The following is a 21,483-nucleotide window of genomic DNA, read 5'->3' as shown; positions in this document are numbered from 1 at the left end:
GATATGCGGTGCTGCTTAGGCTTGAGGTATGCGCGTGCTGATCGTGGAGGACGAGCCCTACCTGGCCGAGGCCGTCCGTGACGGTCTCCGGCTGGAGGCGATCGCCGCCGACATCGCCGGCGACGGCAACTCCGCGCTGGAACTGCTCAGCGTCAATTCCTACGATCTCGCGGTCCTCGACCGCGACATTCCCGGCCCCTCCGGCGACGAGATCGCCCGGCGGATCGTCGCCTCCGGCAGCGGCATCCCGATCCTCATGCTCACCGCCGCCGACCGGATCGACGACAAGGTCTCCGGGTTCGAGCTCGGCGCCGACGACTACCTCACCAAACCGTTCGAGCTTCGGGAGCTCGTCATGCGGCTCAGAGCGCTGGACCGCAGGCGCGCGTACACCCGGCCCCCGGTCATGGAGATCGCGGGCCTCCGGCTGGACCCCTTCCGCCGGGAGGTCTTCCGCGACGGACGCTACGTCGCGCTCACCCGCAAGCAGTTCGCCGTGCTGGAAGTCCTCGTCTCCGCCGAAGGCGGTGTCGTCAGCGCCGAGGAGCTACTGGAGCGGGCCTGGGACGAGAACGCCAACCCCTTCACCAACGCCGTCCGCATCACGGTCTCCGCCCTGCGCAAGCGACTCGGCGAACCATGGCTCATCGCCACGGTGCCCGGCGTCGGCTACCGAATCGACACCGGCGAGGACACCGCCGCCCCCGCCAACCCTGATGCCTAGGCGCCCGGCGACATGTCCAAACTGTCCGCGCCATGTGACGGCGCCATATGGTGCCGTCACATGGCGCCGGAACGCAGAAGGCTCGGAGCGAACCGTTCCCCTCAGCCCTGCTGCACCGCGTACTGCGCGATGCCATGGCCGAACGACCAGTTCTCCGGCAGTACTTCCACAAGATTGATGAACACGTCTTCGGGGCGCACGCCGGGGTTCGCCTGCAAGAGTTCGACGATGCGCAGGTAGAGCGCCTGCTTCTGGGCGAGACCGCGCGTGTTGTTGGCGGTGATCCGGATGATGACCACCTCGTCGCTCCGTTCGACGCCGTAGTAGGTGGGGCTGACGCTGAAGGTGCTGCTGTCGTGCTCGGTGATCGTCATGAAGCGGTCGTCTTCCGGCACGTCGAAGGTCTCGCGCATGGCGCGGTAGACGCCCTCGAAGAGGGCTTGGTGGTACACGGCGGACTTGCCTCGCCGCAACGACACCTGGACCAAGGGCATGGTCTGACTCCGTTCCTCGGGACGGTTCGCAGCGTAGCCATCACTTGATCATTCAAAAAAGCCATCTTAAGATATTTCAGTCATTAAATATTCCAATGATCGGTGTGCCGATGAAGATGCTCGCCCTGGACGCTGTGCAGGCCTTCGTGCTGACCGCCGAGATGAAGAGCTTCACGCGCGCGGCGGAGGCGATGGACTCCACGCAGTCCGCCGTGAGCCTGAAGATCAAGCGGCTGGAGGACGCCTTGGGCCGCCGCCTGCTGGACCGTACGCCCCGCCTGGTCCGCCTGTCGCAGGACGGCGCCGCCTTCCTCGGGCCCGCGCGTGAACTGCTGGCCGCCCACGCGGGCGCGCTGGGCTCGTTCGGCGTCCAGCGGCAACGCCTAACGATCGGCATGAGCCACCACGTCGTCGGCGCCGAACTGCCCCACTTCCTGCGCCAGATAGGGCGAGCAGAGCCGGACCTGACGCTGGAGGTGAGCATCGCCAGCTCATGGGAGCTCCTCGACATGTTCGACAGCGGTGCACTGGACGCGGCCATCGTGTTGCACCACGAGGGCCGCCGCACCGACGGTGAAGTCCTGATGGAGGAGTCCTTCGGCTGGATGGCCTCGTCCGACTTCGAACACCGCTCCGGCGAGCCTCTGCGCCTCGCCCTGCAGGCCGAGTCATGCCATGTGCACCAGATGGCGGTGACCGCGCTGAACGAAGCGGGCATCGCCTGGCAAGAGGTGTTCGTGGGCGGCGGCCTCGCGACCATCGGCGCCGCCGCGGCAGCAGGCTTGGCCGTGGCGGCGCTCAGCCCGCGCGTGGCCCCGCCCGGCACCATGGACATGGGCGAATCACTCGGCCTGCCCCCGCTGCCCACCCGCAGCGTCGTCCTGCAATCACGCCCGTCCGAGCCGGCCGCTCGCAGGGCGCTGCGCACCTTCGCCTCCGCCCTGCGCGCCACAGCAGGACACTGACCGCCACCACCGCGAGGTTGCGGGGATCAAGTCCTGCCCGATGCCGCGCCGTCGGACCGGGAACCTGCCTGGTCCGGCTATCTGGAACCGAACCGCCGCAGCGGCCGAGCCGCAGTTTCGAGACGACGTGTGATCGGCGGCGAACCGATCCCGCTGCTCGGCTTCACCCAACTGACACTGGCGTGCGCCGCGATCGGCATCGTGCTGGCTGCGGCGCTGCGGCGCCGGGCCCGCCTCCCCAGGCGCACGTTCGTGGCGGTGACCGCCGCTCTCACGGTGCTGTCGGTCGTGCCCGACCTCGTCGTCTCGGCGGCACCGTCGACCAGGGCCGTCCTCGTGGCCGGCCGCCTGCCCGCCCGCACCCGCTGACACCGCGGCCGTCATTCCGTCCAATGCCGACCCCCCGGTAAGGCGAAAAGCCCCGGCGCCGATACGTGTTTCCTTCCTTTGCTGGTCCTGCTGTGGTCGTGACCCGGCCTCAGGGTTCGCGAGCGCGAAGGTAGGTGTCCAGGTCGGCGGCGCCCTCGAGCATGGCGCGGCCCCGGGCGGACAGGCGGGCCTGCCAGTCGCGCAGGGTCGACTCCAGCGGCGCGACGCCTCCGGCGGAGCGGACCTGGGCGATCAGCGGGGCGATCTGCTCCAGCAGGTAGCCGCCCCGCCTGAGCTGGTGGGCCAGCCGGACGTCGCGCACGTCGGCCGCGCTGTAGATCCGGTAGGCGGTCTGCGGGTCGCGGCGCGGCTGGACCAGCCCGGCGCTCTCCCATTTGCGCAGGGTGGCCGGGCGGATGCCGAGCCGCTTGGCCAGCGGGCCGATGAACGTGTCGCCGCGCTCGTGCGGCATGGGCGCCAGATCGCGGAGCGCGGCTTCGACGGCCTGGAGGGTGCGTCGGTCGTCGAGGAGCTGGCCGTGGCTCTCGTCGATGAGCCGCAGCGCGTCCTCGGTGGCACCGCGGTTGACCGCCTGCATGATCGACGTGGCGGTCCGGTGGCCGTGCCCCGGAACCAGGGCGAGGAACGCGCGCAGGGCCAGCGCGTGCAGCGGGGTGTAGGTGCGGTAGCCGTGGACGGTGCGTTCGGCCGCGGGCAGGACGCCGGCGTCCTCGTAGTTCCTGATCGCCTGCGTCGACAGGCGGTGCTCGCGCGCCAGGTCCACTGGCCTCATGGATGCATCACCGATTGAGAGTCCATCGCGGTGAGAGGGAGGATTTCCGCGAAAAGTTTACACCGAAGGTTCAACGATAGCGTTAAAGGCATGAAAATCACGGACACGGCCCGCGCGCTCAACGGCGCGGGCATCTCGGCGTTCCTCCGGTCGCTTCCCGCCGAGCCCCTGCTGCTCGGTCTGGGCGAGGCCCGGCACCTCGTCGGGGAGCTGGGTGAATCGCGCAACGAGATGTTCCGGCATCTGGTCGAGCGCGAGGGCTACCGGTCGTTCGCCATCGAGAGCGACTGCCTCAGGGGCCTCGTGGTGGACGACTACATCACGACGGGTGCGGGCTCACTCGATGACGTCATGGAACGCGGCTTCAGCCACAACTTCGGCGCCTTCCCGGCCAACCGAGAACTCGTGCGCTGGATGCGCGCGTACAACGAGGAGCACGACGAAAAGCTCCGCTTCTTCGGGTTCGACGGCCCGCTTGAGTACTGGGCCGAGAGCCCGCGCCAAGCGCTCACCGCCCTCTACGCCCTCCTCGACGGACCGCTCCCCCGCACTATCGTCACCAGGGAAGCCCTGGACACGCTGCTCGGCCCGGACGACCGGTGGTCGAACGAGGCCACGGCGATGGACCCGTCCCAGTCGATCGGCCGGTCCCCGGACGCCCAGCGGCTGCGACTGATCGCCGACGACCTGGTGGCGCTGCTGCACACGCAGGTTCCGCAGTTGAGTGCGGAGGACGCGGAGCGGGCGGCACTGTACGGGCGCACCGCCGTCGGCCTGCTCCGGTACCACTACTGGATGGCCGACACGTCCCCGGCACGGTGGACCCGGCTGTCGGCCCTGCGCGACGCGATGATGGCCGACAACCTGCGTGCCATCGCCGAGCAGGGCCCCGCCTTGGTCTTCGCCTCCAACCTCCACCTGCAGCGGAACAAGAGCGTCATGCCGTTCGGCGACCAGCAGCTGGAGTGGTGGAGCGCGGGCGCGATCGCCGGGACGTACCTGGGCGACCGGTACGCGTTCCTGGCCTCGGCCCTCGGCACGGCCGGCGACGACACCCCTCCCCCGGACACCATCGAGGGCGTCCTGTCCACCCTCCCGTGGGACCGCTGCCTCATCGATGCCCGCCGCATGAGCGAGGCCATCACGAAGCCCGTCCCGCGCGTCTCCCGCGATTTCGCCTATTTCCCGCTGGACCCGGCACACCTCGACGCGATCGACGGCGTCGTCTTCCTCAAGCAGGCCGTCAAGCTGGGAAAGCTGGGGTGACAGGCGTGTGCGCGTCAGGCTGGGCGTGACACGCTGCCGGTGCCGAAGCGGCGGGCGGAGCCGCCTGCCACCGGGCGTCGAGCCGGCCGTGCCGGATCCGGCCCACTAGGCGGACGTGCAGCGTCTCCGGCGTGTCGTCGTCCGCGTCCCTGCCGATCGCCAGGCCGCTGTGCCGCACCGACAGCTCATTGGCGTCCACCACCATGCCCGGCGCGAGGACCACCCCCACGTTGCCGCCACCCACCCGCAGCTCGATGACCAACTCGGGGGCGCTGCGCACCGCACTGGTCCGGTCCAGTGTCACGTCGCACCACGCGGTGCGCAGCGCCAGCCGGTGCGGCAGCCTCCACCGGCCGTCGCGGCGGACGGTGCCGTGCTTCTCGGTGATGGTGAGCAGTTCGGCGGCCGGCAGGGTGAGTGCGCTGTCCGCGTCGGAGGCGCGCAATGCGGGTGAGCTGGACGGATCTGCCGGTATCCGGCCTCCTCGGCGGTGAGGCGGTGGCACCCGGGCCACCGAAATCGCTGACTGCTCAGTCGTGCCTGCGCGGAGCGCGTTCCGGCCCACGCTCGGCACGGACGTCCACGGCCGGGATCCCGGGCGTGCCCCGACCAGGGCGTCACGTTCTGCTACCTCGCCCCTGATCCGGCGGAGCCGGACAACAGACCCGCTGGTGAGCGGTCCGCTCACCGCGTGGTCATGCTCGCGAGGACCACTTCATGGCCGACATATCATGCTTGCGTCCCGAACGAACGATCTTGCCGGCGGGGCCGACGGAGAGGGCCCGGGTGGAGCTGCGCGACATTGAGATCTTCCTGACCCTTGCCGAGGAGCTGCACTTCGGCCGGACCGCGGAGCGGCTGCACGTGTCGGTGGCGGCGGTCAGCAAGGCGATCAAGAAACAGGAACGGGCGATCGGTGCCGAGCTGTTCGCCCGCGACAGCCGCAACGTGCGGCTGACGCCGGTGGGTGAGCAGCTCCGCGACGACCTGCGCCAGGTTCATCAGGGCTTGACGCTGAGTCTGGAGCGGGCCCGGCTGGCGGCCCGCGGCAAGACCGGCACGCTGCGGGTCAGCCTGTTTCCCGTCAACGTCCAGGAGATGCGCCGGTACTGGGAGACCTTCCGTTCCCGGCACCCGCAGTGGGAATTGCGGCTGCGAGTGTCGAGTTACCCGGACCCGTTCGCCCAGCTGCGCAGCGGAGAGGCCGATGTCCTGGTCACCTGGCCGCCCGTGGAGGAGCCCGACCTGACCGTGGGCCCCCTGCTCTTCGCCGAGCCGAGGGTGCTGGCCGTTGCCGCCGACAACGCTCTCACCAGATGGTCCACGGCCTCCCTGGAAACGGTCGGCGACTATCGGCACGTGACCGTCGACCCGGTGCCCGGTAGTTGGTTCGACCGCTACGTTCCCGAGGTCACTCCGAAGGGCCGGCTGATCGAGCGCACAGCCCTCGTGCACAACATCGACGACATCCTGCTGAATACGGCCATGGACGAAGCGGTCTCCCTTCTCCCGGCTCATGTGGCCCGCTATTACCAGCGCCCCGGGGTCGTTTACCTGCCTGTCACGGACATGGAGACGCTGCCGTTCGGGCTGGTGTGGCGCAGCGAAGCGGAGAACGACATGATCCGTGGCCTGGCCCGCGTGGTGCGTGAGCTGGGTCCGCTGCCCGGCTGAGACCGTCAACCGGGCGTCAACGATCGTTGCGATGGTCGCCGTTGATCCTCGGTGCCCCCCGGCGTGATGCTTGATGCATCCAAAGGAAACGCCTGTCGGGAGGTGAATGGGAGAATGTCCTTTTCTGGTGCTGTGGCGTGAACATCGTCTCTTCCGCGGTTTCCCTGACCGTTGACGATCCGGCCGCGTCCAGCCGGTTCTTCACCAGCCACCTCGGCTTCCGCGAAACCCTGGCCGGCGAGGGGTTCATCGCGCTGGGCCGTGACGACGCGGCCGTCGACCTGGTCCTGACCGAACGCGACCCCGAACGGTGGCGACCGGGGCAAGGGCTGGCGGACGCGGTCGTGGTGTTCGCCGTCACCGACCTGGCCGCCGAATACGAGCGGCTGCGCCACGAAGGCACCACCATCACCGTCCCGCTCCGGCGGGAGCCGTGGGGAGAGTTGATGACCCAGCTCAGCGACCCCAACGGTGTGACGGTCCAGCTCACCGAATGGGTTTCCCCGACCACGAGCTGACCATTAATTCTTAGTACCTTCAAAGGAGCATGCGATAATGCCCGTCACCCTTTCCGAGCAGGATCAGTTCACCGTGCGGACCGCTGCGTGGGGCGCGGTTTCGTTGATGTCGGCCGCCGGTGCCGCCGGCTCGGCCCACAAGGCCGCCACCGAGGGCTCCATCGCCCTGACTTCGGCGACCGGCCTGGTCGGGCACGTCCTCGCCAAGGCGCCCAAGGGCCTGGACGGCAAGACCGTCGCCGCCCTGGCCGACCAGGTGCTGCCGGCCCTGACGGCGTCCATGAACCTGCTCCAGCAGCAGACCCCGGCCGAGGCCGACAACTTCCGCCGCACCGTCCTGGTCGCCGTCGACGCCGCCACCCGGCCCCAGCAGGGCCCCCCGAGCCCCACCATGACGGAGATGGCCCGCAAGATCACCCAAGCCCTCGACGCCGCTTCGGCCACGCCCGTGGCGGCCGCGGACCGCGGTCTGACCTCGTCGGCGGCCGCTACCGGGCAGGATCGTCCGGAGCTGCAGAAGGCGATCCAGGAAGCCGTCGACGCCGGCTTCGCCGGGGTGCAGGCGCGCGTGCACGACGAGCACGGTGAGTGGGCCGGCACCGCCGGGGTCCACGAGCTGGGCGCGAACACCCCGCCGCCGATCGACGGACACTTCTGGGCGGGCAGCATCACCAAGACCTTCACCGCGACCCTGATGTTGCAGCTGGTGGCCGACGGCACGATCGAGCTGGACGCCCCGGTGGCCGGCCACTTGCCCGAACTCGGGCTCGACGAGCGGATCACCGTGCGGATGCTGCTGCAGCACACCAGCGGCCTGTACAACTACACCGGCGAACTCGAACCCGACGGGACGTTCGTGCAGGGCATCCCCTCGCTGGGCAAGGACTGGGTGGACAACCGCCTCCACGCCTACCAGCCGGAAGAGCTGGTGAAGTTCGCGCTGTCCAAGCCGGCGCGGTTCGAGCCGGGCACCGGCTTCAGCTACTCCAACACCAACTACACGCTGGCCTCGCTGCTGATCGAGCGCCTCACCGGCCGCACCTACGCCGAAGAGATGCGGCGGCGGATCCTGGAGCCGCTCGGGCTGACGGGCACCGTGGCGGCCGGCACCTCGCCGGACCTGCCCGACCCGCACGCCCACGGCTACTGCCGCTACCCCGACGGCGACCAGTGGACGGTCGCCGACGTCACCCGCCAGAACCCGACGATGCTCCGCGCCGCCGGCGACCTGAGCTCCACCACCCGCGACCTGCACACCTTCATCTCCGCGTTGATGGGCGGCAGGCTCCTGCCCGCCGGCCTGCTGGCCGAGATGCGCAAGCCGTACGGGCCCCTCGGCTACGGCCTCGGGCTGTTCGCCCAAGAGATCGACGGCGGCACGATCTACCACCACAACGGCAGCGCGCCGGGGGGCTACGGGGCGCTGATGTACAGCGCCCCCGACGGCAGCACCACCCTCACCGCCTCGCTGACCATGGGGGACGCCGATGTCGACATGGCAGAGGTGTTCCCGAAGATCCTGGACTTGCTCGTCACCACGGTCTTCTCCAGCAGCCGGCCCGAGTCGGCCTAGCCCAGCACCTGAGCACCGCAGGCCCGCACGCCTTGCGGGCTGCCTCCACGAACGCGCATCGCAGGGGCACACCGAGCGCGGTGTGCCCCCCGCGCGATCGGGCCCGCCCCTTCTGTCCCATACCGAGATCCTGGCCCGATGTCGACTGCCGTGTCGGCCTGGCGGACGGCGATCAGCCCGGCGCGCGGCTCCGCGGATCGGCCCGGTAGTGGTCGAGGAACATGGCGACGCCGTCGGTGATGAGTCGGTCCGTGGTGGCCTGGTCGATGGTGTCGCCGTAGGTGCTGTGCGCGAAGTGCGGATACAGCACGAGTGAGTACAGCTGGGTCACCGCCAGCTCGATGTCCGGGATGGCCACGACGCCGCGGTCGATCTCGTGTTGCAGAAGCCCGGCCATGATCGAGCGGAATCGTCCTGGGCCGTTGACCTTCCATGCCCGGCCCAGTTCGGGGAAGCGGCGGAGCTCGGCGCCGACCAGGGTGCGCAGCGCCAGGAACTCGGGTGTGGCCATGCCGCGGATCCATGCCCGGGACGTCTCGACCAGGATCTCTTCCAGGTCGTTGCCGCTGCGCAGACACTCCTCGGTGCGGGACTGCGCATCGGCGAGCGCGTCTTCCAGCGCGTCGCCGATCACCGCGGTGAACAGGTCTTCCTTGCGGCCGTAGTGGTTGTAGACGGTGACCTTGGAGACTCCGGCCTCGGCCGCGATCTGGTCCATGCCCACACCGAAGCCTTCGCGCAGGAAGACGCGGCGGGCCGTTTGCACGATCGCGGCCCGTTTGCGTTCTGCGCGCTCGCCGCTGGGTGGTCTGCGTTCGGTGCTCACGACCGGCACTCTACCTGAACTGAACGGTTGAGTTCATGTGAACTGGTCTGTACAGTTCACTTCACCCGCCCCGGCAAGCCTCGACTCGGTCCGTTTCGTGGGCCGGCTTTCCTAAGGACACACCATGAGCAGGACCTCGACCCCCCTCGCCCACGACGTCGTACGGTTCGACGCCGTGCGCAAGGTCTATGGCAGATCGACGAACACCGTGACTGCTCTCGACGATCTGAGCATCGGTTTGGAACGGGCCACCTTCACCGCGGTGATGGGGCCGTCCGGTTCGGGGAAGAGCACCTTCCTGCAGTGCGCGGCCGGGCTCGACAGGCCGACGTCGGGGACCGTGCGGCTGGACGGTGCGGACCTGTCGACGCTCGGCGAGCGGGCCCTGACCCGGCTCCGCCGCGAGCGGATCGGCTTCGTCTTCCAGGCGTTCAACCTGCTCCCCGCGTTGAGCGTGCTGGAGAACGTCACGCTGCCGCTGCGGCTGGCAGGGCGCAGACCCAAGAAGGCCGAGGTGGACGAGGTGATCGAGCGGGTCGGCCTGGCCGCTCGCCGCACCAGCAGGCCCGGTGAGCTGTCGGGCGGGCAGCAGCAGCGCGTCGCCATCGCGCGGGCCCTGATCACCCGGCCGGCCGTGATCTTCGGCGACGAGCCGACCGGTGCGCTGGACAGCCGCACGGCGCGCGAGGTGCTGGTGCTGCTGCGGGAGGCCGTCCAAGGGGCGGAGCAGACGGTGGTGATGGTCACCCACGACCCGGTGGCCGCCGCGCACGCCGACCGCGTGCTGTTCCTGTCCGACGGCCGGATCGCCGGCGCGCTGGACCGGCCCACGGTCGAGGCGGTCGCCGAGCGCATGACCCGCCTTGGCGCGCGGGCCGACGAGCGGGTGGCGCGGGGTGACGCCCGATGATCCGGATCGCACTGCGCACCCTGCGCTTCCACAAGGCGGGTTTCCTCGCCTCGTTCATCGCGATGTTCCTCGGCGCGGCGATCGTGATGGGCTGCGGCGGGTTGCTGGAGACCGGCGTGCACGGCGCGGCGCCGCCCCAGCGGCTGACCGCCGCGCCGATCGTGGTCACCGGCGATCAGCGCTACCACGGCACGGCGGCCGACGAGGTCTTCCCCGAGCGGGTCCACCTGGACGCGCGGCTGGCCGGCGAGCTCGCGGCGCTGCCGGGCGTCGCCGCCGTCGCGCCGGACGTGTCGTTCCGGACCTCGTTGTCGCGGGGCGCGCCGGCCGGTGTGCCGGTGACCGGCCACGGCTGGTCGTCGGCCCGGCTCGCCCAGTACAGGATCCAGACGGGAGCACCGCCCTCCAGGCCCGGCCAGGTCGTGGTGGACACACGCCTGGCCGGGCAGGCCGGGCTGCGGCCCGGCGGGCAGGTCGAACTGGTCGTGCGCGGCGCGGCCAAACGCTACGAGATCTCGGGACTGGTCACCGGCGACGGGAGCGTGTTCGTCTCCGACGCCGAGGCCGCCGCGATGGCGGGCCGTCCGGGCATGGTCGACACGGTCGGGGTGTTCGTCGCCGCGGGAGCCGACGCCGGCCAAGTCCGGAAAGCCGTGGAGAAGGCCGTCGCGGGCCGGCAGATCTCGGTGCTGACCGGCGACGAGCGCGGCCAGGCGGAGAACTCCGATGTCGTCTCCGACGCCGGCGACCTGGTGGCGCTCGCTGCCGCGTTCGGCGGCCTGGCGGCCATGGTCACCGTGTTCATCATCGCCGCCACCCTGGGCCTGTCGATGCAGCAGCGGCATCGGGAGATGGCCCTGCTCCGCGCGATCGGCGCCACCCCGAACCAGCTGCGCCGGCTGATCCTCGGCGAGACGATGATCCTGGCCGCGGTCGCCACCGCGCTCGCCTGGCCGGTCGGCCCGTACGTGGGCAGGTGGCTGCTCGGGGCCTTCGCCGGCGCCGGCGTGGTGCCGGACGCGATCGTGTACCGCGCCGGCAGCGGCCCGATGATCGTCGGCGTGGGTGCCGCGCTGCTCATCGCGCTCGGCGCCGCGTTCATCGCGGCCAACGGCGCGGCGCGCACCCGGCCGACCGAGGCGCTGGCCGAGGCCTCCCTGGGGCGGCGCCGGTTCAGCCGTGTCCGCCTCGTGCTCGCCGTCCTGTTCCTCGGCGGCGGCGCCGCGCTCGCGGCGGGCACCGCGGGCTCGGACGGCCCGGACGCGGCCGGGGTCGCGACCCCGGCGGCGATGGTGTGGACGGCCGGGTTCGGACTACTCGGCCCGGTTCTCGCCAGGGCCGTCACAGCGGTGATGCACCGGCCGATGCGCGCGGCGTTCGGGAACGCCGGCCACCTTGCCACCTCCAACACCAAGGCGCGCATCGCCCGGCTCGCCGGCGCGGTCCTCCCGGTCATGCTCGCCACCGGGTTGGCCCTAGCCCTGACGTACATGCAGACCACTCAGTCCAGCGGGTCGGACAAGGCGTTCGAGGAGAACCTGCGGGCCGACCTCACGGTCGCCTCCGACTCCGGCCTGCCGCTCGACCTGGTCGACACGGTCAAAGCGCAGCCGGGAGTCGCCGCGGCCACCGCCCAGATCACCAGTCTCGGCTTCATCGAGCCCAAGGAACTGGCAGGTCCGGCCGTGGCCGAGGGCGATGGGGGCAAGGGCGCGCCGGACGTCCCCGCCATGTCGCTGCTGGGCGTCACCCCCGAGGGGATCACCCGGACGACCGCGTTCCGCGCCGTCAGCGGCAGCCTGAACGCGCTGCACGGCAACACCGTCGCCCTGCCGGCCCGGTACACCAGCGGCCGCAAGATCGGCGACCTGGTCCCGATGCGGCTCGGCGACGGCACCCGGGTCGAACTGGAACTGGTCGCCACCATGAACGGCAGGCGTGGCTACGAGACCGCGTTGCTGCCCGCGTCGGTCCTCATCGGGCACACCGACTCCGGCCTGGTGCCGCAGATCATGGTGAGCACCCGGGCCGGGACGGACCGAGCGGAACTGGCCGCGACACTGTCCGCGCTGGCCGCACAACACCCCGGGCTGCGCGTGGCGGACCGCAAGGCGCTCTCCCTCGCCAGGCAGGACCAGGACGACACCCAGGCGTGGATGGCCTACCTGGTGCTCGGCGTCGTCGTCGGCTACGCGGTGATCGCCCTGGTCAACTCCCAGGTCCTCGCGGCCGTCGAAAGACGGCGGGAATTCTCGTTGCTACGGCTCGTCGGCGCCACCCGCCGGCAGGTCATGCAGATGATGGCGCTGGAGGCCGTCCTGGTCTCCGCCACGGGCGTCATCCTCGGCGGGCTGATCGCGGCGACGACGCTGACGCCACTCAGCCTGAGCGTGCTGGGAACGGTGGTCCCGGCGGGACCCTGGTGGATCGTCGCGGCGGTCACCGGCGGCGCTCTCGCGCTCGTCCTGGCCGCCACACTCCTGCCGACCCTGCTCCTGCTGCGCCACCGGCCCGGCAACGCGGTGATCGGCATCCGCGAGTAGCCGATCCTTCACCGCTCACATCGAGGGCGCGGGCCGGGGTTCCACTCTGCCGGCGAACAGGATCGCTAGGAGACGGCTTCCAGCGGTAGGTCGTTGCCGCGCCAGGTGGCCGCCAACTTCTCGACCGGCACGTTGAGCGCCTCGCCGAGGCAGACGATCGTGCCGAATCCGGGGGACGGCAGCCGTCCGGTCTCGATCTTGCGCAGGGTCTCCGGCGAGATGCCGGCCGCGTGCGCGACCTCCGCCAGGTCGCGTTCCGCCCGCGCCCGGCGCAGCAGGGCACCGAGACGTCTGCCGGCTTCGATCTGCTCGGGTGTGAGCGGTTGGCGGACCATGCCCCCAGGATAGGGTTGGTATTACTATACCGGCAAGTGTTAGAGTCCAGGTATAGTAATACCAACACCCTGTGACGCGAGGTATTCGTGATCGAGCTGAAGACGCCTGCGGAGATCGAACGCATGCATGTGACCGGGCGTTTCGTCGCCGAGGTCCTCTCTGAGGTCGGCCGGCTCGCCGACGTGGGCGTCAACCTGCTGGACCTGGAGCACCACGTCCGCGGCATGATCAAACGGCGCGGGGCCGAGTCGTGCTACTGGGACTACGCGCCGTCCTTCGGACGCGGCCCGTTCCGCAACGTCATCTGCCTGTCCGTCAACGACGCCGTCCTGCACGGCCTCCCCCACGACTACACACTGCGCGACGGCGACGTCCTCAGCGCGGACCTCGCGGTCAGTATCGACGGCTGGGTGGCCGATTCGGCGCGGACGGTCGTCGTCGGCACCGCCGCCGAGGAGGACCTGCGGATCATCCGCGCCACCGAGGAGGCGTTGGAGGCGGCGATCGAGGTGGCACGGCCGGGCAACCGCCTGGGCGACATCTCGGCGGCCATCTGGGCGGTGGCCCGCGACTACGGCTATCCGGTCAACACCGAGTTCGGCGGCCACGGCATCGGCCGCACCATGCACGAGGATCTCCACGTTCCCAACAAGGGCCGGGCCGGCCGCGGCCTGAAGCTCCTGCCGGGGCTGACCCTCGCCCTCGAACCCTGGTTGGCGCGTACGACTGACCGGATCGTCTACGACGCCGACGGCTGGACCATCCGGTCGGCCGACGGCTCGCGCACGGCCCACTCCGAGCACACGATCGCCATCACCGAGGACGCCCCTATGGTGCTCACCCGGCGTGAAGCGGAGATCCCAGCGACGCAGGCGCCGTAAGCAACGTCACGCCGGCGGTCGGCCGAGTTTGGCGGCCACGGCGTCGAGGACCCATTCCAGGCCGGTCGCGAACGATGTCTCGGCGTCCACCTCCCTGCCGTCGTACACCGCCTTGGCCAGCGCCGGGAAGCGGCCCGTGGCCAGCATCCTCCTCAGGTGCGGGCCGGAGGCGCGCTGGAAGTCGCGCTTGGACAGGCCCGTGGCGCGCTCGGCCCGCAGGTCCGCGATCTCGCGCCTGATCGCGCCGGTGAGGTAGGCGCTGACGGTCTCCACGGCGCGCTGGACCGTGTCGAGGTCGGCGACGCCGTCGAGGGCGGCCAGCGTGGCCTCTCTCACGGCCAGGGCGTTCGGCCCCAGTGTCGGACGGCCGCCGAGCAGGTCGGCCAGCCATTCGTGACGGAGGGCGGCCTGCCTGGTGCGATGCGCGCGGATGTGCAGCGCCTCCCGCCAGTCACCCGGCTGTTTCTCGGGGAGGATCTCGGCATAGACCTCGTCCACCATGAGGTCGAACAGCTCCTCCTTGGTGGAGATGTATCCGTACAGCCGCATCGGGCCGACGTCCAGCCGCGCGGCGACCTTGCGCAACGACACCGCTTCGAGCCCGCCCTCGTCGGCCAGCGCGATGGCGGCGGCGACGATTCTCTCCCGGTCGAGCGGAGCGGGGCGAGTCGGCGGCTCCGGTCGGTCCCACACAGTCATGGTCACACCGTACTGTTGCGATACGCCGTATTCGCCCAATACGGTGTATCGACATGAGACATCGTATCGCCGTGGTCGGGAGCGGCCCCGCCGGCCTGACCTTCGCCCGCGTCCTGCACCGCCACGACCACCCCGTCACCGTCCTGGAACGCGATCCCTCCCCCGACGCCCGTCCCCCGGGCGGCACGCTGGACCTGCAAGAAGGACTGGGCCAGCTCGCGCTGCGGAAGGCGGGGCTGCTTGCGGAGTTCCGGACGCTGTCCCGACCCGAGGGGCAGGCCATGCGCATCCTGGACACCGACGGGACCGTCCTGCGCGACTGGCCGTCGCGTCCGGACGACCGGGCCAGTCCCGAGATCGACCGCGGGCAACTCCGTGACCTGCTGCTCGGCCCCCTGGACGTTCAGTGGGGGCGGGCCGTGACCGAGGTGGTGCCGGGAACACCGGACGGCGTGCCGGTCCATTTCGCGGACGGCCGGCAGGAGACGTTCGACCTCGTGATCGGCGCGGACGGCGCCTGGTCCCGGGTCCGCCCGGCGGTCTCGTCCGCGACGCCGCACTACACCGGGGTCACCTCGCTCGAGACCTCCCTGGACGACGTCGACGACCGCCACCCCGACCTCGCCCGGCTGATCGGCGACGGTTCCGTGGCGGTGTACGGCGTGAACCGCGGCCTCGTCGCCCAGCGCAACAGCGGCGGCCACGTCAAGGTGTACGCCCAGTTCCGCGCGCCGCTGGACTGGCACAGGGACCTTGACCTGACCGACGTCGAGGCTGTGCGATCAAGCCTGCTGGCGCTGTTCGACGGCTGGGCCGCTCCCGTCCTCGACCTTCTCAGCCACGGCACCGCCTTCGTCCACCGCCCCCTCCACGTCCTGCCCGTGTCCCACACCTGGGCGCACGTCCCCGGGGTGACGCTGCTGGGCGACGCCGCCCACCTGATGCCCCCCTTGGGAGCGGGCGCGAACCTCGCGATGCTGGAAGGCGCCGAACTCGCCGAGTCCATCGCCGCCGCCACCGGCCCCGAAGATCTGGACAAGGCCGTCCGCGCCTTCGAGGAACAGATGTGGGCACGGGCCGGCAGGTGGGCGAAGATGACGGCGGCCGGTCTGGAACGCCTCGTGAGCCCGGACCCCACCGAAGCCCTCGCCGTCTTCGACGAGGTCCAGCCATCCTGACCGTCGAGCACGAGAGCACGAGCGGGGCCACGGAGCGGGCCGGCTTCACCTCGGAACGCCGTCGCCGACCTCGCTTCGGGACCCGGGTGCCGGGCCCTTCCTCCGGCCGCCGGCGGGCCCGGTGCCGCGCAGGCCGAAGGCGGAGACCGCCGCCCCCAGCAGCACCATGACCACCGGGATGACGAGCGCGGTGCGGTAGGCGTCCAATACGGCGTCCGGTGAGCCGTCGGCGCCCGCCGCGGCCATCCCGTACACCGCGGTCACCGCGGAGATCCCGACCGCCGAGCCGAACTGGGTGAACGTGTACAGCAGCCCGCCGGCCAGGCCCTGCTCCTCCTCGGCCACGCTGTCGGTCGCCGCGATGGTGAGCGGGCCGTAGGCGAGGGCGAAGGCCGTGCCCGTGATGATCAAGGTGGGGAACATCGCCGCGTACGACCAGTCCATCCCGACCGGCAGGAAGAGCCCGAAGGCGACGATCGCCAGCAGGAAGCCGCCGAAGATCACCCGGCTGTTGCCGTAGCGGCGCACCAGGCGCGGAGTGAGGGTGGGCGCCAGCACGGCGTCACAGCCCATGGCGATCAGCGCGATCGCCGTCTGCAGGGAGGACCAGCCGCGCAGCTCCTGCAGGTACAGCGTGACGATGAACTGGAAGCCGAAGAACGCACCCAGAAACAGCAGCGCGCCCAGGTGGGCCCGCACCATCGCGGTCTTGCGGAAGATCCCCAACCGGACGAGCGGCGCTTCGGCGCGCCGTTCGATCACCACGAACGCCGCCACCAGCGCCAGCCCGCCGGCGAGCGCGCCGAGGGTCAGCCCGAGCCCGTCGCCGCCGTGCTCGAGCCGGACGATGCCGTAGGCGAACAGCAGCATCGCCGCGGCGGCGCTGGCCGCGCCGACCAGGTCGTAGCCGCGCCGGGCGGGCTCGGGGCGGGCCTCGGCCGGCACCAGCCTGAGCGCCGCGAGCAGGATGGCGCCGGCCAGGAACACCGGGGCGAAGAACACCCAGCGCCAGCCGAGTTCCGTCAGCAGCCCGCCGATGACCAGGCCCATCGAGAACCCGCCGGCCCCGACGCCGGCGAAGACCAGCAGGGCCTTGTCCCGCTGCGGTCCCTCCGGATACGAGGTCGTGATGATCGACATCGCGGCGGGGGTCATGAAGGCGGACGCCACGCCCGTGACGAACCGGGCCGCGACCAGCATCCAGCCGTCGACCGCGAAGCCGCCCAGCATGGAGAAGACCAGGAAGACGCCCAGCCAGGTGAGGAACATCCGCCGCCTGCCCAGCAGATCGGCGGCGCGGCCGCCGAGCAGGGTGAAACCGGCGTAGCCGAGCACGTACCCGCTCATCACCCACGCCGCGGTGCCGGTGTCCAGGCCGAGGTCGGCGCGGATGGTGGGGACGGCCACGGCCAGCATGGCGACGTCGCTGCCCTCGAGGAAGATCGTCCCGCACAGGACGAGCAGAAGGGCCCGGCCTCGTCCGCTCTCGGGGGCCACGGGAATGGTGGACACGAATGCGCCCCTCACCCGTCGAGTCGCTCGGTCACTTCCGGTTCATCGGTAACGGACGCCGTCCGTTGTCCGAGCTGCACCAGCGCGGCAACGCCGCCCATGCCCGCACGCCGAACCGTCCATCCCAGAGTCTCCGCAGGCGCCATGGGCGCGACCGTACCGAGCGGCAAGCAACCGAGGCCACACCTTTTCGTCCGTACCCGGAAGACCGCGCGGACGGCCGGCGCAGCGCCCGCACTCTGCGGTTTCTCCAGTTCACCGACGTTGCCCGGCCGGCGCCGGCGAGGACGGAACGGCCTCCGGCACACGCTTGTGGACGACGTAGTATCGCGCGGCACCGATCATGACGGCGGCCACGGTGAGCCAGAGGGCCGCGACCGTCCAGAGGTTCTCGCCCCCGATCAGCGGAGAGAACAGCCCGGCGAAGAACATCCCGAGCGCCACCCCCAGGGTGGCGACCATCCCGGGGGTCGGGGCGCGCCGCACCAGCCGCCAGCCGCTCGCGACCGCCGCGAGCAGGCCGCTGGGCACCACCATCAGCGCGAGGATCAGGACCCGCGTGCGCATGTCGGCCGGAGCGGCCTGTGTCCGCTGGGAGGCGCCGTTCGCCGAGATCTCGGTCAGCCGCCCACGCCACACGGTGCCCGTGACCTGGTCGCCCTTCTTCAGGTCGGTGAGGACCGGCTTGCGGTTGGCGTACTCCGTCTCCCACCTGCCCCCGTTCCCGTCGGTCAGGAACGCGCGGTCCACGTCGCTCCGGCTGCTGGTCAGCCTGATATCGGACACGGTGAACGTCTGCGTCCACCGGCATTCGGCCTCTCCGGACGGAGCCGCCGTGCACCGCGGCGCCGCCTGGTAAGCATGCAGATCGCGAACACCACCGGGCGCGATCCGCAGGCTGAGAAAGACCCCGAGTGCCACCAGCGCGACGCCGACCACGAGCATGACCCCGGTGCCGGCCCTGCTGCGCAAGATCCCCCGGGTGGAGAGAGACGACATGCCCGCATTGTCCTTGGTGATCGCGTCGCGCTCGGACCGGGTCCCTCCGTGGACGGGACGAGCTTGTTGCCTTGTCATGCGCGGGTGCTGTCTCTGCGGACGATGGACCAAGGTGCGGTCTGGGCGTTCGGTTCGTCGCCAAGGGCGGCGTGCGCGCATGCCGCGCCCTGGTCGCGCAGTGATTGCGCGACCGTCGTCAGCCCGAGTCGTCCCGCCACTGCCGCGTCGTCCCACCCGGTTATCGCCACATCATCGGGGATGGCGCGGCCGGCGGCACGGGCCGCGCGAACGACTCCGGCCGCTTGCTGGTCGCTCATCGCGGCGATCGCATCGGGCGGCTCGTCGGAGGCGAGCAGGGTCGCCGCGACGCGCTCGGCCTCGGCCGCGTCATTGCGTGCGCATACCGCGATGGTCACGTCGCGCCAGGCGGTACCGGCGTCCTCGGCTGCCCGCCGGTAGCCCTCCAGCCGCTCACGCGTCACCGGGAAACGGACATCCGCGATGTCCGCCCCGCTCTTGATCGTGCTGGTCCGATCTCGGGAGAGCGGAAAGCTCACCACCGCCGGCCGCCGGGCGCCCGCGAACGCGACAGAGCCCACCGCGCGCGCCGCGGCGCGGTTGTCGATGCTCACCAGTCCCATCCCGTGGACCGCCGGCCCTCCGTGGACCACCGCGGGGCGCTTCATCGCCCGGACGGCCGCCAAGATCGGATCATCGTCGGACGTGGTCCAGACGATGAACCCGTCGACGGCGGCGTCGGTGATCCGCGGGACGTCGGCGGAAGCCCCCGTGATCGGCAAGATCGTCATGCCGTAACCGCGATCGGCGCAGACATCGGCGATCCCCGCGAGGAAGGACGTCGCCTCCGGGTCGTCGAACGCGTAACTCAGATGCTCGCCCATCACGACGCCGAGCGTCCGGGTGCTGCCGCGGCGCAACGACCGGGCACTCGGGTCGGGGCCGGGATACCCCAGCTCGGCCGCCGCGGCGAGCACCTTCGAACGGGCCCGGTCCGATACGCGGTTCGGCCGGTTGTAGGTGTAGGAGGCGGTCATCACCGACACGCCGGCCCGCTCGGCCACCTGCGCGAGGGTCACCCGCTCCGAGCCTGTCGACGATTCCATGAGGGTCAGCCTAGCGGCGTTGTGTATCGTTACACCTATGGGACGGACGTCGGTCGGCTCACCGCGCCACATGATCATTTCGACCATCGTGGCTTTCGCCGCGTTCGGCTCCTTCTGGGGAGTGTGGGGCGCCTCCGTGCCGCGGGTTCAGCGCCAGGCCGACATAGGAGACGGCCAGCTGGGTCTTGCTCTGCTGTTCGTGGGCGCAGGTGCTCTACCGGCGATGCTCCTCGTGGGCAGAGCGCTCGATCGGTGGGGACTGACGGTCGCGGGCGTGGTCATCGCCGCTCTCGGCTGTGCCGGGGTCGGGATGGTGCTGACCGCGGTGAGCTTGGAGCGTCTGTGCGTCGGGCTGGTTTTCGTCGGGGCGACCAGCGGAGCGGCGGACGTGGCCATGAACGCAGTCGCCGGACGGGCCGAAAGAATCGCCGGCCGGCCCGTCATCACCCGCGCCCACGGCGTCTTCTCCAGTCTGGTGGTCCTGGCGAGTCTTGCCACCGGACTGGCGTCGGCCGCGTCCCTCCCGCTTGCGGTCCCGTTCGCGGTCGTCGCCTTCTTCTCTCTGCTGGCCGGGGCCTCCCTGCTCAAGACGCTGCCGGCGGGCGCGACCGCTCAGAGGCACGAGCCCGTCCCGGCTGCGGATCCGGCACCGTCGACCGGACGCGGGATCGGCCCGTTCCTGCTCATCGGCGCGCTGGGCGCGCTGGGGTTCGCCAGCGAGAACGCGCACCAGAGTTGGAGCGCCGTCTTCGCCCACGACGAACTTCATTCCGGTGCGGGGTTGAGCGCCGTCGCACCCGCTGTGTTCGCCGGAACGGTCGCGATCACACGGTTCTCCGTCGGCGGCCTCAAGGCGTCCCACGCTCGAACCGTTCTCCTCGCCGGCGCGGCGGCCGCTGCGGCGGGCGCGGTTCTGATCGCCGCCGCACCCACGCTGTTGGTCGCCGGGCTGGGCCTTGCAGTGGCCGCCGCCGGGACCGCAGTACTGTTCCCGACCCTGCTCGGGATCGTTTCGCGAAACGTCGACGAGTCCCGCCGTGGCCGCGCGACCTCGGTGGTCACGACCGTGTCCTACCTCGGGTTCCTCGTTGGCCCGGTCTACGTCGGGATATGGGCTGACGCAGTGGGACTCCGCGGAGCCATGGTCGCGGTTGCGGCCCTCGCGGTCGCACTGTTCGCCCTCACTCCGGTACTGCTGCCCCTCAGCGGCTTTGGCGGTAGAGGCCCCCGTAGCCATGTGAACATCGACCAGGCGGCGCACCACACGGTTGGCGCTTCGGAAAACCGTTTGAGCCTGCCTCCGCGTTCCAGTAAGTTGCCTGCGGCCCCCGTCGCAGCGAGGACAGAGGACAGAACCGCGTGACCCCGCCTGCTCTTTAGACCTGACACCTTCTTCCGCTCACCTGTAGCCGACGCTCCCGTCGGCTCTGCCGGGCTGCCCATGTGCGCCCGGTCTCTCAGCGTTCGAGGCCGCGCGTAATCGGCCTCGTGTCAGGTCTAGAGAGCTCATGTCTTCACAACCTCATACCGTGCTGCCCTGGGTCGTTCGCCGGACCAGGCTGCCTCTGCTGTCGCTGCGGTGCGCGGACTGCCGGTCGGAGTCCGCCACCACGGGCGAGGGCAGGTTCCGCGTCAACGCCAACGGCAAGCTGCTGGACGTGTGGCTGCTGGTCCGCTGCGTGTCCTGCGATCGGACGCGCAAGCTCACCGTGCACGAGCGAGTGCCGGCCGGTTCCTTCGATCCGGCCGAGCTCCACGGCTACCGCGTCAACGACCCGGAACTGGTGGCGTCCAGGCTGCTGGATCCGCAACTCGCCAGGCGCAACCGCTTCACCCTGGACTGGACGAGGGCATGGCGGCTGGACACCGCGCCGGCACCGCTCGATGAGACGTGGCCGGTCCAGGTGGAGGTCGTCTTCGAGGATCCGGTGCCGGTACGTCCGGATCGGCTCATCGCGCGCGGGCTCGGCCTCAGCAGGAACGAGGTGCTGCGCCGGATCAAGTGCGACATTCCGCTGCGCCGTCCGACGAGCGCCGGATTCGCCTTCACCGTGATGGCCGGCAACTAGCCGGGGTGTGGTGGGGGGGGGGGGGGGGCG

22 protein-coding genes are annotated in these 21,483 nt (G+C 70.7%); 13 read left to right on the top strand and 9 right to left on the bottom strand.

Annotated elements, in window-relative coordinates:
• Window positions 1-28: 28 nt before the first annotated feature.
• Entirely contained in the window at window positions 29-724 is a 696-nt protein-coding gene (locus ACA514_RS45400; protein ID WP_375047716.1) for a response regulator transcription factor, read from the top strand.
• 101 nt (window positions 725-825) lie between these two features.
• Here the strand turns inward: ACA514_RS45400 and ACA514_RS45395 are convergent, their stop codons facing one another.
• Window positions 826-1,218, bottom strand: a complete 393-nt coding sequence (locus tag ACA514_RS45395) for a tautomerase family protein (protein ID WP_375047715.1) — start codon at window positions 1,216-1,218, stop codon at window positions 826-828.
• Between the two features lie 95 nt (window positions 1,219-1,313).
• Here ACA514_RS45395 and ACA514_RS45390 point away from each other — a divergent pair, with 95 nt between their 5' ends.
• On the top strand, window positions 1,314-2,183 hold the full coding sequence (locus tag ACA514_RS45390) for a LysR family transcriptional regulator (protein WP_375047714.1): 870 nt from the start codon (window positions 1,314-1,316) through the stop codon (window positions 2,181-2,183).
• Between the two features lie 129 nt (window positions 2,184-2,312).
• Window positions 2,313-2,552 carry a DUF6069 family protein gene (locus tag ACA514_RS45385; protein ID WP_375047713.1) on the top strand — a complete coding sequence of 80 codons (240 nt, stop codon included), beginning with the start codon at window positions 2,313-2,315 and terminating at the stop codon, window positions 2,550-2,552.
• Window positions 2,553-2,661: 109 nt separating this feature from the next.
• Here ACA514_RS45385 and ACA514_RS45380 read toward each other — a convergent pair whose 3' ends face one another.
• Window positions 2,662-3,345, bottom strand: coding sequence for a TioE family transcriptional regulator (locus ACA514_RS45380; protein ID WP_375047712.1), 684 nt, complete (start codon window positions 3,343-3,345; stop codon window positions 2,662-2,664).
• Between the two features lie 90 nt (window positions 3,346-3,435).
• Here ACA514_RS45380 and ACA514_RS45375 point away from each other — a divergent pair, with 90 nt between their 5' ends.
• On the top strand, window positions 3,436-4,611 hold the full coding sequence (locus ACA514_RS45375) for an erythromycin esterase family protein (protein WP_375047711.1): 1,176 nt from the start codon (window positions 3,436-3,438) through the stop codon (window positions 4,609-4,611).
• Here the strand turns inward: ACA514_RS45375 and ACA514_RS45370 are convergent.
• On the bottom strand, window positions 4,589-5,056 hold the full coding sequence (locus ACA514_RS45370) for a hypothetical protein (protein WP_375047710.1): 468 nt from the start codon (window positions 5,054-5,056) through the stop codon (window positions 4,589-4,591). The genes ACA514_RS45375 and ACA514_RS45370 overlap by 23 nt on opposite strands.
• Before the next feature lie 341 nt (window positions 5,057-5,397).
• Between ACA514_RS45370 and ACA514_RS45365 the strand changes: the two genes are divergently transcribed.
• From ACA514_RS45365 to ACA514_RS45355, 3 genes are all read left to right on the top strand, one after another.
• Window positions 5,398-6,285: a LysR family transcriptional regulator gene (locus tag ACA514_RS45365; protein WP_375047709.1), complete on the top strand. Its 888-nt coding sequence runs from the start codon at window positions 5,398-5,400 to the stop codon at window positions 6,283-6,285.
• A gap of 137 nt (window positions 6,286-6,422) precedes the next feature.
• On the top strand, window positions 6,423-6,803 hold the full coding sequence (locus ACA514_RS45360) for a VOC family protein (RefSeq protein ID WP_375047708.1): 381 nt from the start codon (window positions 6,423-6,425) through the stop codon (window positions 6,801-6,803).
• 37 nt (window positions 6,804-6,840) lie between these two features.
• Complete coding sequence (locus ACA514_RS45355; RefSeq protein WP_375047707.1) at window positions 6,841-8,376, top strand: serine hydrolase domain-containing protein; 1,536 nt, start codon at window positions 6,841-6,843, stop codon at window positions 8,374-8,376.
• 172 nt (window positions 8,377-8,548) lie between these two features.
• Here the strand turns inward: ACA514_RS45355 and ACA514_RS45350 are convergent, their stop codons facing one another.
• Entirely contained in the window at window positions 8,549-9,202 is a 654-nt protein-coding gene (locus tag ACA514_RS45350; protein ID WP_375047706.1) for a TetR/AcrR family transcriptional regulator, read from the bottom strand.
• 124 nt (window positions 9,203-9,326) lie between these two features.
• Between ACA514_RS45350 and ACA514_RS45345 the strand changes: the two genes are divergently transcribed.
• On the top strand, window positions 9,327-10,112 hold the full coding sequence (locus tag ACA514_RS45345; RefSeq protein WP_375047705.1) for an ABC transporter ATP-binding protein: 786 nt from the start codon (window positions 9,327-9,329) through the stop codon (window positions 10,110-10,112).
• Window positions 10,109-12,655 (top strand): ABC transporter permease, encoded by a 2,547-nt coding sequence (locus tag ACA514_RS45340; protein ID WP_375047704.1) that lies wholly within the window; start codon window positions 10,109-10,111, stop codon window positions 12,653-12,655. Before ACA514_RS45345 ends, ACA514_RS45340 begins: the two co-directional genes overlap by 4 nt.
• Window positions 12,656-12,720: 65 nt before the next feature.
• On the opposite strand, the gene ACA514_RS45335 is transcribed toward ACA514_RS45340, so the two are convergent.
• A complete protein-coding gene (locus tag ACA514_RS45335; protein ID WP_375047703.1) occupies window positions 12,721-12,990 on the bottom strand; it encodes a helix-turn-helix domain-containing protein in 270 nt (89 codons plus the stop codon).
• 87 nt (window positions 12,991-13,077) lie between these two features.
• Here ACA514_RS45335 and map point away from each other — a divergent pair, with 87 nt between their 5' ends.
• Window positions 13,078-13,872, top strand: a complete 795-nt coding sequence (gene map, locus ACA514_RS45330) for a type I methionyl aminopeptidase (protein ID WP_375047702.1) — start codon at window positions 13,078-13,080, stop codon at window positions 13,870-13,872.
• 6 nt (window positions 13,873-13,878) lie between these two features.
• Here map and ACA514_RS45325 read toward each other — a convergent pair whose 3' ends face one another.
• Window positions 13,879-14,571: a TetR/AcrR family transcriptional regulator gene (locus ACA514_RS45325; RefSeq protein ID WP_375047701.1), complete on the bottom strand. Its 693-nt coding sequence runs from the start codon at window positions 14,569-14,571 to the stop codon at window positions 13,879-13,881.
• Window positions 14,572-14,624: 53 nt separating this feature from the next.
• On the opposite strand from ACA514_RS45325, the gene ACA514_RS45320 reads away from it, so the two are divergent.
• Complete coding sequence (locus tag ACA514_RS45320; RefSeq protein ID WP_375047700.1) at window positions 14,625-15,749, top strand: FAD-dependent oxidoreductase; 1,125 nt, start codon at window positions 14,625-14,627, stop codon at window positions 15,747-15,749.
• A gap of 45 nt (window positions 15,750-15,794) precedes the next feature.
• Here ACA514_RS45320 and ACA514_RS45315 read toward each other — a convergent pair whose 3' ends face one another.
• The 3 genes from ACA514_RS45315 to ACA514_RS45305 all read right to left on the bottom strand — a co-directional run bounded on the left by ACA514_RS45315 (window position 15,795) and on the right by ACA514_RS45305 (window position 19,384).
• Window positions 15,795-17,261 carry an MFS transporter gene (locus tag ACA514_RS45315; RefSeq protein ID WP_375047699.1) on the bottom strand — a complete coding sequence of 489 codons (1,467 nt, stop codon included), beginning with the start codon at window positions 17,259-17,261 and terminating at the stop codon, window positions 15,795-15,797.
• Between the two features lie 255 nt (window positions 17,262-17,516).
• Window positions 17,517-18,260, bottom strand: a complete 744-nt coding sequence (locus ACA514_RS45310) for a hypothetical protein (protein WP_375047698.1) — start codon at window positions 18,258-18,260, stop codon at window positions 17,517-17,519.
• A gap of 74 nt (window positions 18,261-18,334) precedes the next feature.
• On the bottom strand, window positions 18,335-19,384 hold the full coding sequence (locus ACA514_RS45305) for a LacI family DNA-binding transcriptional regulator (protein ID WP_375047697.1): 1,050 nt from the start codon (window positions 19,382-19,384) through the stop codon (window positions 18,335-18,337).
• Window positions 19,385-19,421: 37 nt separating this feature from the next.
• On the opposite strand from ACA514_RS45305, the gene ACA514_RS45300 reads away from it, so the two are divergent.
• Both ACA514_RS45300 and ACA514_RS45295 read left to right on the top strand, forming a co-directional pair.
• Entirely contained in the window at window positions 19,422-20,747 is a 1,326-nt protein-coding gene (locus tag ACA514_RS45300; RefSeq protein WP_375047696.1) for an MFS transporter, read from the top strand.
• A 166-nt stretch (window positions 20,748-20,913) separates the two neighbouring features.
• Window positions 20,914-21,453: a DUF1062 domain-containing protein gene (locus ACA514_RS45295; protein WP_375047695.1), complete on the top strand. Its 540-nt coding sequence runs from the start codon at window positions 20,914-20,916 to the stop codon at window positions 21,451-21,453.
• The last annotated feature ends 30 nt before the right edge of the window (window positions 21,454-21,483 follow it).

Source organism: Actinomadura sp. NTSP31, assembly GCF_041951385.1.
Lineage (GTDB): Bacteria > Actinomycetota > Actinomycetes > Streptosporangiales > Streptosporangiaceae > Spirillospora > Spirillospora napierensis.
The sequence above is the reverse complement of the archived record's forward strand: the minus strand, read 5'-3'. Positions and strand labels throughout refer to the sequence as shown.

Excerpts from the sequence above, each read along its gene's own strand:
- ACA514_RS45400 (WP_375047716.1), top strand. The coding sequence starts at position 29 with ATGCGCGTGCTGATCGTGGAGGACGAGCCCTACCTGGCCGAGGCCGTC.
- ACA514_RS45395 (WP_375047715.1), bottom strand. The coding sequence starts at position 1,218 with ATGCCCTTGGTCCAGGTGTCGTTGCGGCGAGGCAAGTCCGCCGTGTAC.
- ACA514_RS45390 (WP_375047714.1), top strand. The coding sequence starts at position 1,314 with ATGATCGGTGTGCCGATGAAGATGCTCGCCCTGGACGCTGTGCAGGCC.
- ACA514_RS45380 (WP_375047712.1), bottom strand. The coding sequence starts at position 3,345 with ATGAGGCCAGTGGACCTGGCGCGCGAGCACCGCCTGTCGACGCAGGCG.
- ACA514_RS45375 (WP_375047711.1), top strand. The coding sequence starts at position 3,436 with ATGAAAATCACGGACACGGCCCGCGCGCTCAACGGCGCGGGCATCTCG.
- ACA514_RS45355 (WP_375047707.1), top strand. The coding sequence starts at position 6,841 with ATGCCCGTCACCCTTTCCGAGCAGGATCAGTTCACCGTGCGGACCGCT.
- ACA514_RS45345 (WP_375047705.1), top strand. The coding sequence starts at position 9,327 with ATGAGCAGGACCTCGACCCCCCTCGCCCACGACGTCGTACGGTTCGAC.
- ACA514_RS45340 (WP_375047704.1), top strand. The coding sequence starts at position 10,109 with ATGATCCGGATCGCACTGCGCACCCTGCGCTTCCACAAGGCGGGTTTC.
- ACA514_RS45335 (WP_375047703.1), bottom strand. The coding sequence starts at position 12,990 with ATGGTCCGCCAACCGCTCACACCCGAGCAGATCGAAGCCGGCAGACGT.
- ACA514_RS45325 (WP_375047701.1), bottom strand. The coding sequence starts at position 14,571 with ATGACTGTGTGGGACCGACCGGAGCCGCCGACTCGCCCCGCTCCGCTC.
- ACA514_RS45320 (WP_375047700.1), top strand. The coding sequence starts at position 14,625 with ATGAGACATCGTATCGCCGTGGTCGGGAGCGGCCCCGCCGGCCTGACC.
- ACA514_RS45310 (WP_375047698.1), bottom strand. The coding sequence starts at position 18,260 with ATGTCGTCTCTCTCCACCCGGGGGATCTTGCGCAGCAGGGCCGGCACC.
- ACA514_RS45305 (WP_375047697.1), bottom strand. The coding sequence starts at position 19,384 with ATGGAATCGTCGACAGGCTCGGAGCGGGTGACCCTCGCGCAGGTGGCC.
- ACA514_RS45300 (WP_375047696.1), top strand. The coding sequence starts at position 19,422 with ATGGGACGGACGTCGGTCGGCTCACCGCGCCACATGATCATTTCGACC.